Genomic DNA, 16128 nt, shown 5'->3' with positions numbered 1-16128 from the left:
CCGCCACGGCGCCCACGACAGCGGCGGCGGCCGGTCCACGACCCGCCAGTGTGACCGTCGAACGGCGGGTCGAGTGGTCGGACACCGATGCCGCCGGGCACTACCACTTCTCGGCCGTCCAGCGCTGGGCCGAGGCCGCCGAGGCGACGCTGCTGCGCCGACTGGGCCTGGACGGGCTGTTCGGCCGGATCCCCCGGGTGCACTTCGAGGCCGACTACCGCGAACGGCTGTGGTTCGGCGACCTGGTCCGGGTCGAACTGCGGGTCGAGCGGATCGGCGGCTCCTCCCTGCACTACGCGTTCGAGGTGCACGGACCGAACGGCCCGGCCGCCGGCGGGCGGATGTCGGTGGTGCACGCCGCGCCGCACGCCAAGGGCACCGAGCCCTGGCCGGAACCGGTGCGCCGGGCGCTGGCCGGGGCCGGACGGCAGGAACCGGAGATGATCCGGTGACCGGGACCGGGAGTGACGCGGCCACCGGCGCCGGAAGCGGTCCGGTGGCCGGGGCCGGAGGTGATCCGTCCACCGGGGCGGCCCGCCGGGTGGCGGTGATCGGCGGTGGTCCGGGCGGGCTCTACTTCGCCGCCCTGGCCCGGCAGCTGGCGCCGGAGCGGGAGCTCACCGTCTTCGAACGGGACGGCCGCGAGGACGAGTTCGGCTTCGGGGTGGTGTTCTCCGACGAGACGCTGGACGGCATCGCCCAGGCCGACCCGGCCGTGTTCGCCGCGCTGAGCGCCGAGTTCGCGCGCTGGAGCGACATCGACATCCGGTACGCCGGGCAGGTGCGCACCAGCGGCGGCCACGGGTTCGCGGCGCTGGACCGCAACCGGCTGCGCGCGATCCTGCAACGGCGCTGCGACGAGCTGGCGGTGGACGTCCGCTACCGCACGCCCGCACCCCCGGTCGGGCAACTCGCCGAGGAGTACGACCTGGTGGTCGCCGCCGACGGCATCCACTCGGCGACCCGCGCCGCGTACGCCGCCACCTTCCGGCCGGAGCTGGACGAGCGGCACGCCCGCTACATGTGGCTCGCCACCGACAAGGTCTTCGACGCCTTCACCTTCCTCGTCGAGCGCTTCGACTTCGGGGTGCTCCAGGTGCACGCCTATCCGTACAGCGCGCAACGGTCGACGTTCATCGTCGAGATCGCCGAGGACGCCTGGCGCCGGGCCGGCTTCGAGGCCCTCGCCGACCGGGAGTTCGCGCGCGGCGAGAGCGACGAGGCGAGCGTGCGGCGCTGCGCGGAGCTGCTCGCCCCGCACCTGGAGGGGCACCGGCTGATCCCGAACGCCTCCCGCTGGATCCGCTTCACCACGGTGCGCAACGCCACCTGGCGGCACCGGAACGTGGTGCTGCTCGGCGACGCCGCGCACTCGGCGCACTTCTCGATCGGCTCGGGCACCAAGCTCGCCCTGGAGGACGCCCTCGCCCTGGCCGCCAGTCTGGGCGAACAGCCCACGGTGGAGCGGGCGTTGGCGGCCTACGAGGCGGAGCGGCGGCCGGTGGTGGAGTCCACCCAGCGGGCGGCGCAGGCCAGCCTGGAATGGTTCGAGACGATCGACCGGCGGACCGGGCAGGACGCCGACCGGTTCGCGTTCAACCTGCTTACCCGCAGCCGCCGGGTCACCTACGGGAACCTCCGGGCCCGCGACCCCGGGTTCGTCGCGGGGGTGGAGGCGGCGTTCGCGGGCGGCGCCGATCCGGCCGGGGCGGCGGCGGTGCCGCCCATGTTCCGGCCGCTCAAGCTCGCCGCGCTGGAGCTGCGCAACCGGGTGGTGGTGCCGCCGCTGGCCACCTTCACCTCCCCCGAGGCGCTGCCCAGCGCCTTCGAACGGGCGCAGCTGACCATTCATGCGCTCGGCGGCGCCGGGCTGGTGATCGCCGGGATGACGGCGGTCACGCCGGAGGGCCGGGCCACCGACCACTGCCCGGGGCTGTGGAACGACCGACAGGAGGCGGCCTGGCGCGAACTCGTCGGCTCCGTCAGGGCGGTGAGCGACACCCCGCTCGGGATCCAGCTCACCCACGCCGGGCGGCGGGCGGCCACCTCGGTGCCCGGGCCGGACGGGACCGGCCGGTCCCTGGGCGCGGACGGCTGGCCGCTACTGGCCGCCTCGCCGCTGCCCTGGGACGCCGACAGCCCCCGGCCGCACGAGGCCAATCAGGTCGAACTCGCCGCCGTGGTCGCGGACTTCGCGGCAGCCGCCGAGCGTGCGGGGCGGATCGGCTTCGAGGTGCTGGAGCTCCAGTTCGGCCACGGCCACCTGCTCTCCGGCTTCCTGTCCCCACTCACCAACCGGCGCACCGACCGCTACGGCGGCCCGCTCGCCCAGCGGTTGCGGCTGCCGCTGGAGGTGCTGGCGGCGGTCCGCGCGGCCTGGCCGGCCGGGCGGCCGCTGCTGGTGCGGATCTCGGCCAGCGACTGGGCGCCGGGCGGCACCAGCGAGCCGGAGGCCGTCGCCATCTGCCGGGCCCTCGCGGACGGCGGCGCGGACGCGGTGGACGTCTCCACCGGCGAGGTGGTGGCCCACCAGCGACCGCCGTTCGGGCGCGGCTACCAGACGCCGTTCGCCGAGCTGGTGCGCGGGGCCACCGGCCTGCCCACCGTCGCGGTCGGCGCGATCTCCGGGCACGACGACGCCAACTCGGTGCTGCTGGCCGGTCGGGCCGACCTGGTGGCGGTCGGCCGGGCGCAGTTGCACGACCCGCTGTGGACCCTGCACGCCGCCGCCGAGCAGGGGTACGCCGGTCCCGGCGCCCGTTGGCCCGGGCCGTGGGCGGCAGGCAGCCGGCGCCCGCCCGGGCCGGGCTCCGACCGGGTGGCGCCGAGACTGCGGCTGGTGCGCGAGGCCGAGCCGCCGGTGCACCGGCGCTGGCGGCCCGGCCTCGACCACCTCACCCACCTCACCGACTCTGCCGACCGTACCGACCCCGCCGATCTCACCGACCGCACCGACCGCACCGGCCGCACCGAGGAGGAACGATGACCGAGCCGATCGCCGCCGCGCTGCGGCGCCCGCGCTTCACCGCGGCCGCCGTCCAGGCCTCGCCCGTCTTCCTGGACCCCGCCGCCACCGTGGCCAAGGCGGTCGCCCTGATCCACGAGGCGGCCGAGCACGGAGCCACCCTGGTGGTCTTTCCCGAGGTGTTCGTCCCCGGCTACCCGTACTGGAACTGGACCATGAACCCGGTCCAGGGCTCGCCCTGGTACGAGCGCCTCTACCGCGCCTCGGTGGACGTGCCGGGCCCGTACGTCGACGCGCTGCGCGCCGCCGCCCGCCGGGCCGGCGTGGTGCTGGTGATCGGCGTCAACGAGCGCGGCCGGCACAGCCTCGGAGTGCTGTACAACACCGTGCTGGTCATCGACGCCGACGGCGAACTGCTGAGCGTGCACCGCAAACTGGTCCCCACCTGGGCCGAGAAACTGACCTGGACCCCGGGCGACGGCAGCACGCTGCGGGTCCACGACACCGCCGTCGGCCCGCTCGGCGCGCTGGCCTGCGGCGAGAACACCAATCCGCTGGCCCGGTTCTCCCTCCTCGCGCAGGGCGAACTCGTCCACGCGGCCTGCTACATCGCCCTCCCGGTCGCCCCCGAGGAATACGACATGGCGGAGGCGATCGCACTGCGCGCCGCCGCGCACTGCTTCGAGGGCAAGGTCTTCACCGTGGTCTCCTGTTCGACCATCTCCCCGGAGATCGTCGACGCCATCGCCGGCGAGGACCAGCAGCTCCGCAAACAACTCTCCCGCCCGCGCAGCGCGTTGTCCGGAATCTTCGGGCCCGACGGGCGGGCGGTGACCGAGCCGCTGGTGGACGAGGAAGGGATCGTGTACGCCGAGATCGACCTCGGCGACTGCGTCCGGCCCAAGCAGATGCACGACATCGTCGGCCACTACAACCGCTTCGACGTGTTCCGGCTGCACATGGACAACCGCCCGCTGCGACCGCTCACCTTTCCCGAACCGCCCCCGAAGGAGGAGGAATGACCGGCTACGACGACGACCGGATCGGCCGCGCCCGGGTCACCGACAGCCCCGAACTCGCCGCCTACTACGAAGAGCTGGCCAAGGTCGACGCGGGCGCCCTGTGGACCGTGGCGAACGAGATCGAGCCCTGGTACCCGCAGCCCAGGTCGGTCCCGGTGCTCTGGCGCTACGCCGACCTGCGCCCGCTGGTCCGCAAGGCGCTGCCCCTGGTCAGGGCCGACGACGCGGGCCGCCGGGTGGTCATGCTGGTCAACCCGGGCCGCCGCGAACTCAGCGCCGCCGTCGGCCTGCTGTACACCGGCCTGCAGATCATGGGCCCCGGCGAGGCGATGACCGCGCACCGCCACCAGGCCTCCGCGCTGCGCTTCGTGCACGAGGGCACCGGCGCCTGGACGATCGTCGACGGCCAGAAGCTCAAGGTCGGCCCGCGGGACTTCGCGATCACGCCCAACGGCGCCTGGCACGAGCACGGCAACGAGTCCGAGGACGCCCCGGTGATCTGGCAGGACGGCCTGGACATCCCGCTGGTCAACATGCTCGACGCCAACTTCTACGAGGTGCACCCCGAGCTGCACCAGCGGCCCGGACCGGTGGCCAACTCCTCCCTGCTCAGCTACGGCGGCAACCTGCTGCCGTACGGCGTCGAGAAGTGGACCCGGCCGTACTCGCCGCTGCTCGGCTGGCCCTGGGAGCCCAGCTACCAGGCGCTCACCCGGCTCGCCCGCGCCACCGAGGGCTCGCCCTGGGACGGGGTGGTCATGGAGTACACCAACCCGGTCACCGGCGGCCCGGTGATGCCCACCATGGGCGCCCACCTCCAGCTGCTGCGCCCCGGCCAGGCCACCCGGGCCCACCGGCACACCGGTTCGGTGGTCTATACCGCCGCCAAGGGACGGGGCGTCTCGGTGGTCGCCGGCCACCGCTTCACCTGGCAGCAGGGCGACATCTTCGTGGTGCCGTCCTGGGCCTGGCACGAGCACGCGAACCTCGACCCCGGCGAGGACGCCTGCCTGTTCTCCTTCAACGACTTCCCGGTGATGCACTCGCTCGGCCTGTACCGCGAGGAGCCCTACCCGGAGCACGACGGGCACCAGCCCACCACCACCCCGTGACCAGGAGCGCACACCCATGCGGCTGTTGACCTACTGCACCCCCGGCGACGACACCCCCCGCCCCGGCGCCCTGCTCGCCGGGGACCGGGTCGCCGACCTGTCCGCCCTGGCCTCGGCCGCCGGCGTCCGGCTGCCCCCCGACCTGCTGGGCCTGGTCGCGGCCGGCGAACCGGCCCTGGCCGCCGTGCGCGAACTCCTCGCCGGCGCACCGGCCGAGGGTGAACCGACGGGCGGCGCGGCGACCGACGGCGCAGCGGCCGACGGCGCCGTGATCCGCCCGCTCGCCGAGGTGGTGCTGCGCGCCCCGCTGCGGCCCGGCAAGATCGTCGGGGTCGGGCTCAACTACGTCGAGCACGTCGCCGAGTCGCACCGCACCCTCGACACCGAGCGCGAACTCCCCGACCGGCCGGTACTGTTCAGCAAGCCCGCCACCGCCGTCACCGGCCCCGGCCAGCCGATCCGGCACAACGCCGAACTCACCAAGCAGCTCGACTGGGAGTGCGAACTCGCCGTCGTCATCGGCACTCCCGCCTTCCGGGTGACCGAGGCCGACGCCCTGCGGCACGTCTTCGGCTACAGCATCGTCAACGACATCAGCGCCCGCGACCAGCGCCGCTCCGGCCAGTGGTTCTTCTCCAAGGGGCAGGACACCTACGCGCCGTTCGGCCCGGTCGTGGTCACCGCCGACGAGATCCCCGACCCGCAGCGGCTCGACCTGTCCCTGCGGGTCAACGGCGAACTGCGGCAGGACTCCAACACCCGCCACATGCTGTTCGGCATCGCCCGGCTGATCGCCGACATCTCCTCCGGCGTCACCCTGGAGCCCGGCGACGTCATCGCCACCGGCTCGCCGTCCGGCGTCGGCGCCGGGATGGTGCCCCCGCAGTTCCTCCGGCCCGGCGACCTGGTCGAGGCCACCATCGAGGGGATCGGCACCCTCGCCAACCCCGTGGTCGACGCCCGCTGACCGGCCGCCCACCCCCGCAGAGGAGCCCGCCCCGATGACCACCAGCTACCGGATAGGCCAGATCGTCCCGAGCTCCAACGTCACCATGGAGACCGAGGTCCCCGCCCTGCTGCGGGCCCGCGAGCGGGTCGCGCCCGAGCGCTTCACCTTCCACTCCAGCCGGATGCGGATGACCCGGGTCACCCCCGAGCAACTGCGCGCCATGGACGCCGAGTCCGACCGGTGCGCCGCCGAACTCGCGGACGCCCGGGTCGATGTGCTCGGCTACGCCTGCCTGGTCGCCGTGATGGCCACCGGTCCCGGCTACCACCGGGAGGCCGAACAGCGGCTGCACCGGCGCACCGTCGAGAACGGCGCCGCCGCGCCCGTGGTCACCAGCGCCGGCGCGCTGGTGACCGGGCTGCACACGATCGGTGCCCGGAAGGTCGCCGTCGTCACCCCCTACCTGCGCCCGCTGGCCCGCACCGTCGTCGACTACCTCGGCCACGAGGGCATCGAGGTGGTGGACTTCGCGGCCCTGGAGATCGCCGACAACCTCGACGTCGCCGCCCACGACCCGGCGCGGCTGCCGGCCATCGCGGCCGGCCTCGCGCACAGCCGGGCCGACGCGGTGGTGCTGTCCGCCTGTGTGCAGATGCCCTCGCTGTCGGCGATCGAGGAGGCCGAGCAGCGGCTCGGCAAACCGGTCGTCTCGGCGGCCGTCTGCACCGCCCACCAGCTGCTGCGCGCCCTCGGCCTGCCGGCCTTCGCCCCCGGCGCCGGCCACCTGCTCTCCGGGGCGTTCGCGGAGGCCTGAACCGGCCCGGGCCAGGCTGCGCGGCAGCCCGAGCACCCCGCCGGATGCCACCGCTATGATCACCACGAGCCGTCGGGAGGAGATCCGGATGACCGAGAGCACGCCCCGGCCGAGCTCGCTGATCCACACCGTCTACGGCGAGTTCGTCCGCCGTCTCGGCGGCTGGATATCCATCGCCGACCTGATCGCCCTGATGGCCGAGCTGGACGTCGACGCACCCGCCGTCCGCTCGGCCATCTCACGTCTCAAGAAGGCCGGCACCCTGCTCCAGGAGCGCGGCGGCGGGTCCGGCACCGGCTACCGCCTCTCCCCCGCGATGGGCCCGGTGTTCGAGGAGGGGGATCGCCGGATCTTCCGCAGCCTGGAGCCCGCCGAACTCGCCGACGGCTGGGTGGTGGCCGTGTTCTCCGTCCCCGAGTCCGAACGCGCCCACCGCCACACCCTGCGCTCCCGGCTCAGCTGGCTCGGCTTCGGCAACGCCGCCCCCGGTGTCTGGCTGGCGCCCGCCCGGGTCCTGCCGGACGCCCGGCGCCTGCTCGAACGCCTCGGCCTGGACGCGTACGTCCACCTCTTCCTCTCCGCCGAGTACGCGGGGTTCACCGATCTGCGCACCGCCGTCGCCGCCTGGTGGGACTTCCCCGCCATCGAGGGCCAGTACGCCGCGTTCACCGACACCTGGCGGCCCGTCCTCGCCGCCCGCAGCGGGCACCCCGACCCCGGCGCCGACGTTCCCGACCCCGCCCCGGCCGAGGCGTTCCGCGACTACGTCCCGATGCTCACCCAGTGGCGGCGGCTGCCCTACCTGGACCCGGGCCTGCCCGCCCCGCTGCTGCCGCCCGACTGGAACGCCGTCGCGGCCCGGGCCGTCTTCACCGGCCTCCACACGCTGCTCGCCGGGCCGAGCCTGCGCCACGTCGAACAGGTCACCGGGCTGGTGACCGCCGCCCACCACCGCCAGGAGCCGTGATGACCCCGCAGCCCCGCCAGCACCAGCCCCACCAGCCCCACCAGCCCCCCGCCGACCTGCTGGTGCGCGCGGCCGCCGTGCACACCCTCGTCCCCGGCGAGCCGCCGCGGCGCGCCGTCGCCGTCACCGGTGACCGGATCACCGCGCTGGCCGCCGACCCGCACGGCCTGGACGGGCTGATCGGCCCCGCCACCGAGGTCGTCGACGCGCCCGGGGCGACCGTGCTGCCCGCCTTCGACGACACCCACACCCATCTGATCCTCGCCGGACACAGCGTGCACGGCGTGCCCGTCCACCGCGCCACCGACCTGGGCGGATTCCTCGCCCTGGTCCGCGAACGCGCCGCCACCACGCCCGCCGGGGAATGGATCACCACCACCGTCAACTGGCAGGAGCTCAACCTCGCCGAGCAGCGGATGCCCACCACCGAGGAGTTGGACACCGCCACCGACCGCCACCCGGTCCTGGTCCGCCGCGGCGCCTACAACATGGTGCTCAACTCGGCCGCGCTGCGGCTGGCCGGCATCACCGCCGCCACCCCCGACCCGCCCGGCGGCGTGATCGAGCGCGACGCCGAGGGCCGCCCCACCGGCCGCCTGATCAACAAGGCGATCGAGTTCGCCGAGCGCGTCCTGCCGCGTCCCGGCCTCGCCGAGCGGATCGACGGACTGCGCGCCGCCTCCGCCGCCTACGCCGCCACCGGGATCGGCACCGTCCGCGACTGCCTGGTCCCGGTCGAGGACCTCGACGTGCTGCGCGCCGCCCGCGCCGAGGGCGCCCTCGCCGTCCGGGTCCGGGCGCTGGTCTCCGGCTTCGCCGTCCGCACCCCCGAAGAGGTGGACGCCCTGCTCGACCGCGTCGACGCCTGGCGGGCCGCCGGCCACGAGGACGACCGACTCTCGGTCTGGGGCGTCAAGTTCGGCATCGACGGCGGCTTCGAGGCGGGCGCCCTGGAGGAGCCGTACCAGGGGCAGCCCTGCTACCACGGCCGGTTGTTGTGGGAGCCGAAGGAGCTGGCCGAGGCCGTGGACCGGGTGGTCGGACGCGGACTGCGGGTCGGCGTGCACGCCTGGGGCGACCGCGGCCTGCGCACCCTGCTCGACGTCTTCGAGGAGGTGCTCGCGCGCCGCCCCGGACTGCCCGCCGGCACCCTGGTCGTGGAGCACGGCGGCCTCGCCCGCGCCGAGCAGCGGGCCCGGGCCGTCGCCCTCCGCATCCCGGTGACCGTGCAGCACCCGCTGCTGCACGACGGCGCCCCCACCCAGCGGCGGGCCTGGGGCGAGGAGCGCACCCGGGCGCTGTTCCCGTTGCGCGAATGGCTCGACGAGGGCGCGATGCTGGCCGCCGGTTCGGACTTCCCGGTCGGCCCGTACGGCGCGATGCTGTCCGTCTGGGGCATGACCACCCGCCGCACCGTGGCCGGGGTGGTCGGGGCGGAACACGCGATCGAGCGGTCCGAGGCGATCGCCCTGCACACCTCGGCGGCGGCCCGGCTGACCGGGGAGAGCGTGGAGCGGGGCGCCCTGCGGCCCGGCGCGTTCGCGGATCTGACCCTGTGGCCGACCGACCCGCTGACCTGTCCGGTCGAGGAGCTGCGGACCCTGCTGCCCGACCGCACGGTGGTCGGCGGGCGCACCGTGCACCGGCGCTGAGGCGCGTCAGTCCGGGGCGGTGCGCGTGGGGTCGTCGAGCGGCCGCACCTCCTGGAGCAGGCCCCAGGTGAAGTCCGCCGTGCGGGCCTGCGGGCGGCCGTCGGCGTCCGGGGCGGTGAAGTCCAGCCGGAACCGGTTCGGCGCGCTGCCCTCGCGCGGCACGGCGGGCGGGAACGCCGCGCCCAGATCGGCCACCACACAGCTCCACGGCCGCAGGTCGGCGAGCGTGCGGAGCACCGGCGGCGGGGTGTCCGCAGCCCGCACCAGCCAGGCGTTCAGCACCGGCGCGCCCGCCTCGGCGGGACCGGTCAGGACCTCGAACCGCAACCCGGGCCAGAGCGGCAGCGCCCACTGCCGGGCGGAGCACACGAGGTCCCCGATCCGCCGCGCCACCACCGCCTCCGGCGGCCCGAGCACCGCGGTGTACCGACGCCCGCCGCCCGGGAACCCCGGCGCCCTGAGCATCGCCTGCCAGCGCTTGTTCGCCTCCCGCATCCCCGCCCGGGTCTCCCCCAGCCGGCGGACCGCGTCCTCGACCAACTCCGGCCGGAAGTCCGCCATCCGCCGCAGCAGGACCAACTGGAACTCCGTCACCCCGAACCCGTGCACCCCGGCAGGCTACCGGGCGACTGCTGGATGCTGAGCCGGTGGCACACCGTCTGGTGGCCGGCCTTCTCCAACCCCGCCCCCGGGTCATCGGTCGGCCTGAGCGAGGTCGCGCCGGCCCGGTGCCGTGTCAGGGGCAGGACTCGCCGAACTTGACGGCCTTGACCGTCACCGGCTGCCCGTTCAGAGCGGCACCCGGCGCCGGATCCTGGGTGCACACCTGCCAGTTCGACTGCACGACGATGATCCGGTTCTGTGCCGTGGCGTCCTTCGCGCTGATCGATGTCGCCCGGTCGAGGGAGTCGTGCACCACGGACACGGCCTTGCCCTTGAAGTCGGGCATCGTTGCGCCGGCCTTCGTGGGACCGCCCGCGCCCTGGTCCTGCGCGGGGCACTGCTCGTCCAGCTTCACCGCCCCCATGTCGACCTTCGCGCCGGTGGCCTGCTCGCCCGGCCCCGGCGTCTGGGTGCAGACCTTCCAATTCCGGTCGTCGATCTGGTTGCGGGACCGGCCGAGCGCGTCATGACTGGTGAGCAGGTAGAAGCCCGCCTTCTGCGCGGCGTCCTGGGCGGACTGCAGACCCATGCCGACGAAAGCGGGGAGAGTAGCGGCTTTCGCCTGACCGGCAGCAGGAGCCGGTGCGGCAACTGGCGGCGCTCCGGGCGTGGTTGCCGCCGGAGCGACGGAACTCCGCCCACTGCTGCTGACGGTGTCCGCCGGCTCGCACGCGGCGAGGGCTGCGACGGCCAGGCCGGCGGCGACGGAGGTGAGAAGGGTGCGGCGCATGTGATCCCCAGAGGTGCGGTGGCTGCTGTCGGGACCGTAGCGGCAGGGGATCACATTGCGTGGGCAATGTGATGGACCTGTGACCAGTGACCCTGTCCGACGTCAGCCGAACCGCACCGCTGCGGTACTGCCGCGCGAAAGCACCCGCGCGTACTCGTCCCGCCCCTCACCGAGCGAGCGGTAGCGCAGCACCGGATCACCGGCTCGCACCAGGGCGGTGGCGCACCCGAGGCACCACGGCCGTGGCGGCTCCACCTCGATGTCCTCGATCGCCGCGGGTGAGGAGTGGCAGTTCGCGCAGTCCGTCATCGCATCCTCCATAGCCAGGACCACGTGGAGCCGCGCCGGGTGCGGCCCCACCGGCCTTCAATGGTCCGGCAGATGCTGGCCGATCCACAAACCGGACCGCGGGCTCCTGGCGGCGCCGGTCAGTGGCCCGCACCGGCGAGGCGGTGCGGGCCGAGGTAGCAGGAAAGTGCCGCCTGCGAGGGGCCGGCCGGGCCGCCAGCCGGTCTCCTCCTCGACTTCGCGGGCGATCGCCTCGACGGCCCGGTCGCCCGGAGCACCGATCCGGAAGCCCGGGATCCCGTTACCCCGCACGCGGCCCGACCGGGCAGAATCGTGGGCATGCGGCACATCTACGTCATCGGCATCGGTGCGGGCGACCCGGACCACCTCACCCTGCAGGCGGTCAAGGCCATCGCCCGCACCGACGTCTTCCTCCTCCTCGACAAGAACGAGCAGCGCCAGGACCTGATGCGGCTGCGCCGGCGGATGATCGAGGAGCATGCCCGCCCCGGTCACCGGGTGGTCGAGGTGCCGGACGCCGAGCGCGACCGGACCACTCCGGCCTACACCGAGGCCGTCCAGGACTGGCGCCGCCGCCGGGCCGAACTGGTCGGCCGGCTCGTCGGCGAGGAGCTTGGTCCGGACGGCATCGGCGCGCTGCTGGTGTGGGGCGACCCCAGCCTGTACGACAGTGTGACCGCCGTGCTGGACGAGGTGCTGGCGGCCGACCCCGGCGCGTTCGGCTACGAGGTGGTGCCGGGCATCAGCAGCGTCTCGGTGCTCGCCGCCCGGCACCGCACCACGCTCACCCGGGTCGGCCGCCCGGTGCGGATCACCACCGCCCGCCGGTTGGCCGCCGAGGGCTTCCCGCCGGGGGCCGAGGACACGGTGGTGATGCTCGACGGGCAGGCCGCCTTCGGCCGGATCGACCCCGAGGGCGTGCACATCCACTACGGCGCCTACCTGGGCGGGGAGGACGAGATCCTGGTCTCCGGTCCGCTCGGCGAGGCGGCGCCGGAGATCGCCCGGCTGCGCGGCGAGGCCCGCGAGCGCAAGGGATGGATCATGGACACCTACCTGCTGCGCCGCACCGGGGACTGACCGCGCCGCCCCCGCCCCGGTCTCCGTCCAACCGCGGGTCTCCTGGCAGCGACGGGCCGACCCAGAGGCGAACCGCCGGTCGGGCAGCGGATTCCACCGTGTTCTCCACGGACCGGGACCGGCAGGTCCGGCCGCTGTCAGCCCGGCTGGAAGAACGCGAGCATCTTCCGGGCGGCGTCCGGTGCCCTCAGCATCTCCTGCATGTCCGTGGACATCCGGGCGGCAGCGGCGGTGCGCTCGAACATCTCGCGTTCGTACTCCTCGACGGCGGCCGGGAAGTCGTCCGGGCGTGCGGCGAGCGCGAGACCGAGCAGTGCGCCGTCGAGCAGCGCCATGTTGGCGCCCTGTCCCACCGGCGGCATCAGGTGCGCGGCATCGCCGACCAGCGTGACGCCCGGCGTCGACGGCCAGGTCAGGCCGACCGGGAGCGTGGTGATCGACCGCGGCACGATCATGTCGTCGCAGGCCGCGATCAGCGCGGCGAAGCGCGGGTGCCAGCCGGGGAGGAGGTCGATCAGCCGGGCCCGGGCGGCGGCCGGGTCGTCGAACGGGATCCCGCTGGTGGCGAACCAGTCCTCGGCGGTGTCGTAGAAGCCGAGGCCGATGCGGACCCGGCCGTCGCCGTTGCGCTGCGCCGCCAGGGACAGCCCGTCGCCGAGCACCCAGTAGGTGCCGCGCCCGACCATCGCCGCGAGGTCCGGATGGGTGCGGTCGATGTCGGGGATACCGATCTCGACCACGTTGTGGCCGGTGTGCGCCGGGCGGACGTCGGTGAGCAGCGCGCGGACCCGGGAGTTCGCGCCGTCCGCGCCGACCAGCAGGTCGTACGTCGCACTGCTGCCGTCGGCGAAGCGCAGCAGGCCGCTGTCGGCGGATTCGAACGCGTGCCCCCAGCGCACCGTGCCCTCGGGGAGGGAGTCCAGCAGCAGGTCCCGCAGGTCGGCGCGGTCGACCTCGGGCCGTGCGAGCGGGGCGTCGTCAGGCGTGTCCTCCTGGAGCAGCAGGGTGCCGTCCGGCTCCAGCAGGCGCATGTCCTGGCCCTCACCGCGGGCGATCGCGAAGAACTCGTCGATCAGACCGGCCTCGCGCAACGCCCGCTGGCCGGAGTGGATGTCGAGCATGCCGCCCTGGCCGCGCGCACGGCGTGACGGCTCGCGTTCATGCACGACGCAGCCGATGCCGTTCACGTGCAGCACCCGGGCGAGCGCCAGGCCGCCGAGGCCGGCTCCGACGATGGCGATGGTCATGACTGCCTCCCCCTCCGGGACACATTGAGGCACCTCGATGCACCCGGGCCTCGATACGCCGTACTGGTCGATACACTGTATCGTGCAATGCGTTGTATGGTGAGCGGCATGTTGGTGTGGGAGAGGCCGGAGCCGCCGAATCGGCCCGTACCGGCCCAGCTGAGCCGGGAACAGATCGTGCGTACGGCGATTCGACTGGCCGACGCGGACGGCCTGGACGCGGTGTCGCTGCGCAAGGTCGCCACCGCGCTGGACGTCCGTCCGATGCGGCTGTACGGCTACATCGCCGGCAAGGAGGAGCTGCTCGACCTGATGGTCGACGCCGTCCACGCCGGGATCCGGCCGGTCGGCGACCACTGGCGGGAGGTGCTCCGCTCCCACGCCGAGGCCACTCGGAGCGCCGCCCACGAGCACGAATGGCTCGCCGATCTGCTGGGCGGCCGACCCCAGCTCGGGCCGGAGGCGCTGGCCGGCGGCGAGACCCTGGTGGCCGCCCTGGGCGAGATCCACGTGGACGCCGTCATGCCGGTGGTCGCCGCGGTCAAGGCGTACGTGATCGGCGCGGTGCGCCGGGAGATCGCCGAGCGGCGGGCCGAGCGGGCCACCGGGATGGACGAGAGGCAGTGGCAGAGTTCGCTCGGGCCCTACCTGGAACGCACCTTCGCCACCGGCCGGTTTCCCGCGCTGGCCACGGTGGTGCGCGATGCCGCCCACCTCGACGCCGACCACACCTTCCGGATCGGTCTCGAATTCGTGCTCGACGGCATCGAGGCCCACCTCTCGCGGTGACATGCCCTCCGACGCGGGCGCGGGGCACGTCGACGCTCGCGCCGGCCGGAGCGCGACGGGCCCCGGGGAGTGGAATCCCGGGGCCCGGACGGTAGTTGACGTGGCGTCAGTCGGTGGCGTGGACCAGTTCGCCGCCGACGTAGGTGCGCAGCACCCGGGCTGCGGCGATCTCCTCGGGGGGGCCGGTGAGGATGTCGCGGTCCAGGACGACCAGGTCGGCCAGCAGGCCGGGCGCGAGCACCCCGGCGTCGTCGTGGCCGTTCACATGGGCGGTGCCCGCCGTGTAGGCGGCGATCGCGGAGGCCAGGTCGAGCCGCTGCTCGGGCAGGAACACCCGGTCGTCCTCGGTCTCCGGCTCCCGCCGGTTGACCGCGACGTGCAGGCCGGCCAGCGGGTCCGGGCTGCTCACCGGCCAGTCGCTGCCCGCCGCCAGGGTGGCACCGGCCCGCAGGAGTGCGCCGAACGGGTACTGCCAGGAGGCGCGTTCCGGGCCGAGGAAGGGGATGGTCAGCTCGTCCATCTGCGGCTCGTGCGCCGCCCACAGCGGCTGGATGTTGGCGATGGCGCCGAGCCGGGCGAACCGGGGCAGGTCGTCCGGGTGGACCACCTGGAGGTGGGCGAGGTGGTGGCGGTTGTCGCGCCGGCCGTTGGCGGCGCGGGCGGCCTCGACCGCGTCCAGGGCCTCGCGCACCGCGCGGTCGCCGAGCGCGTGGAAGTGCACCTGGAAGTCCAGCGCGTCGAGTTCGGTGACGTACTCGCGCAGGGCGAGCGGATCGACGAAGCTGAGGCCGGAGTTGGCGGTGGCGCAGCCGCAGCCGTCCAGGTAGGGGCTGGTCATCGCGGCGGTGAAGTTCTCCGCGATACCGTCCTGCATGATCTTCACCGAGCCGGCCCGGAACCTGCCGTGGGCCGACGCGGCGCGGCGCTCGACGAGTTCGGCGATCTGCTCGGCGCCCCGCTCGCGCTCCCACCAGAGCGCGCCGTTCACCCGCGCGGTCAGCGCGCCGGAGCGTGCGGCGGCCAGGTAGGCGTCGGAGGGGTCAGGCTGGCCGTTGAACTCGCCGAGCAGCGCGTCCTGCCAGCCGGTGATGCCGAGCGAGTGCAGCAGCCGCTGCGCCCGCAGCAGCCCCTCCAGCCGGTCGGCGGCGGTGATCGGCGGCACCAGTCGGGCCACCAGGCCGGTGGCGCCCTCCTGGAGCACTCCGCTCGGGGTGCCGTCGGCCTCGCGCTCGATCCGGCCGTCCGCCGGGTCGGGGGTGTCGCGGTCGACGCCGGCGAGTTCCAGCGCCCGGGTGTTGGCCCAGGCGCCGTGGTGGTCCCGGTTGGTGAGGTAGACGGGACGGTCCGGGACGGCGGAGTCGAGCAGCTGCCGGGTCGGCAGGCCGCCCTCGAAGCTCTCCATCGACCAGCCGCTGCCGGTGATCCACTCCTGGTCGGGGTTGGCGTCGGCGTAGGCGCGGATCCGCTCCAGGTAGTCGGCCACGCCGACGGTGCCGGTGAGGTCGCAGACGGCCAGCTCGGTGCCGCCGAAGACGGCGTGGATGTGGGCGTCCTGGAAGCCCGGCAGCAGCAGCTTGCCGGTGAGGTCGACGACCTCGGTGTCCGGGCCGATCAGGTCCCGGACCTCGTCGTGGCCGACGGCGGTGATCCGTCCGCCGGTGACGGCCAGACCGGTCGCCCGGGTGCGGGCCGCGTCGCCGGTGTGCACGGGGCCGCGGGTGAAGACCAGATCGGCCTTGGTCATGGGTGGTGCTCCGTTCTCGGATGGTGCGGGTGTGCCAGGTGCTGGGTGCTGGGTGCTGGGTGCCAGGTGCTGCGCGTTGCGTGCC

Annotated in this window: 15 protein-coding genes; 10 read left to right on the top strand and 5 right to left on the bottom strand. The window is 74.3% G+C overall.

The window, feature by feature from the left end; all coding sequences use genetic code 11:
- Positions 1-50 precede the first annotated feature (50 nt).
- The 8 genes from SM793_RS22105 (at position 51) to SM793_RS22070 (ending at position 9481) form a co-directional block, all read left to right on the top strand.
- Positions 51-452 carry an acyl-CoA thioesterase gene (locus SM793_RS22105; RefSeq protein ID WP_320440020.1) on the top strand — a complete coding sequence of 134 codons (402 nt, stop codon included), beginning with the start codon at positions 51-53 and terminating at the stop codon, positions 450-452.
- Entirely contained in the window at positions 449-2986 is a 2538-nt protein-coding gene (locus tag SM793_RS22100; protein WP_413816013.1) for an FAD-dependent monooxygenase, read from the top strand. Before SM793_RS22105 ends, SM793_RS22100 begins: the two co-directional genes overlap by 4 nt.
- Entirely contained in the window at positions 2983-3987 is a 1005-nt protein-coding gene (locus SM793_RS22095; RefSeq protein WP_320439983.1) for a carbon-nitrogen hydrolase family protein, read from the top strand. Before SM793_RS22100 ends, SM793_RS22095 begins: the two co-directional genes overlap by 4 nt.
- Positions 3984-5099 carry a cupin domain-containing protein gene (locus SM793_RS22090; protein WP_320439982.1) on the top strand — a complete coding sequence of 372 codons (1116 nt, stop codon included), beginning with the start codon at positions 3984-3986 and terminating at the stop codon, positions 5097-5099. The genes SM793_RS22095 and SM793_RS22090 overlap by 4 nt, the downstream gene beginning before the upstream one ends.
- A 16-nt stretch (positions 5100-5115) precedes the next feature.
- On the top strand, positions 5116-6066 hold the full coding sequence (locus SM793_RS22085; protein ID WP_320439981.1) for a fumarylacetoacetate hydrolase family protein: 951 nt from the start codon (positions 5116-5118) through the stop codon (positions 6064-6066).
- 34 nt (positions 6067-6100) lie between these two features.
- Positions 6101-6862: an Asp/Glu racemase gene (locus SM793_RS22080; protein WP_320439980.1), complete on the top strand. Its 762-nt coding sequence runs from the start codon at positions 6101-6103 to the stop codon at positions 6860-6862.
- Positions 6863-6950: 88 nt separating this feature from the next.
- Positions 6951-7829, top strand: a complete 879-nt coding sequence (locus SM793_RS22075; RefSeq protein ID WP_320439979.1) for a PaaX family transcriptional regulator C-terminal domain-containing protein — start codon at positions 6951-6953, stop codon at positions 7827-7829.
- Positions 7829-9481, top strand: a complete 1653-nt coding sequence (locus SM793_RS22070) for an amidohydrolase (protein WP_320439978.1) — start codon at positions 7829-7831, stop codon at positions 9479-9481. The genes SM793_RS22075 and SM793_RS22070 overlap by 1 nt, the downstream gene beginning before the upstream one ends.
- A 6-nt stretch (positions 9482-9487) precedes the next feature.
- Here SM793_RS22070 and SM793_RS22065 read toward each other — a convergent pair whose 3' ends face one another.
- From SM793_RS22065 to SM793_RS22055, 3 genes are all read right to left on the bottom strand, one after another.
- A complete protein-coding gene (locus tag SM793_RS22065) occupies positions 9488-10090 on the bottom strand; it encodes a hypothetical protein (RefSeq protein ID WP_413816012.1) in 603 nt (200 codons plus the stop codon).
- 127 nt (positions 10091-10217) lie between these two features.
- A complete protein-coding gene (locus tag SM793_RS22060) occupies positions 10218-10673 on the bottom strand; it encodes a hypothetical protein (RefSeq protein ID WP_320439977.1) in 456 nt (151 codons plus the stop codon).
- Positions 10674-10976: 303 nt separating this feature from the next.
- Entirely contained in the window at positions 10977-11183 is a 207-nt protein-coding gene (locus SM793_RS22055; protein WP_320439976.1) for a hypothetical protein, read from the bottom strand.
- A 318-nt stretch (positions 11184-11501) separates the two neighbouring features.
- On the opposite strand from SM793_RS22055, the gene cobF reads away from it, so the two are divergent.
- The gene (gene cobF / locus SM793_RS22050) at positions 11502-12263 is read left to right on the top strand and encodes a precorrin-6A synthase (deacetylating) (protein WP_320439975.1); all 762 of its coding nucleotides are present in this window, start codon (positions 11502-11504) and stop codon (positions 12261-12263) included.
- 137 nt (positions 12264-12400) lie between these two features.
- Here cobF and SM793_RS22045 read toward each other — a convergent pair whose 3' ends face one another.
- Positions 12401-13510 carry an FAD-dependent oxidoreductase gene (locus tag SM793_RS22045; RefSeq protein ID WP_320439974.1) on the bottom strand — a complete coding sequence of 370 codons (1110 nt, stop codon included), beginning with the start codon at positions 13508-13510 and terminating at the stop codon, positions 12401-12403.
- Between the two features lie 108 nt (positions 13511-13618).
- Here SM793_RS22045 and SM793_RS22040 point away from each other — a divergent pair, with 108 nt between their 5' ends.
- Positions 13619-14299 (top strand): TetR/AcrR family transcriptional regulator, encoded by a 681-nt coding sequence (locus SM793_RS22040; RefSeq protein ID WP_320439973.1) that lies wholly within the window; start codon positions 13619-13621, stop codon positions 14297-14299.
- Positions 14300-14405: 106 nt separating this feature from the next.
- Here the strand turns inward: SM793_RS22040 and SM793_RS22035 are convergent, their stop codons facing one another.
- Complete coding sequence (locus SM793_RS22035) at positions 14406-16043, bottom strand: amidohydrolase (RefSeq protein WP_320439972.1); 1638 nt, start codon at positions 16041-16043, stop codon at positions 14406-14408.
- Positions 16044-16128: the final 85 nt, after the last annotated feature.

The sequence above is a fragment of the Kitasatospora purpeofusca genome (assembly GCF_034043715.1).
Lineage (GTDB): Bacteria > Actinomycetota > Actinomycetes > Streptomycetales > Streptomycetaceae > Kitasatospora > Kitasatospora purpeofusca_A.
Note: the sequence above shows the minus strand (reverse complement) of the source record. Positions and strands in the feature narration are given on the sequence as shown.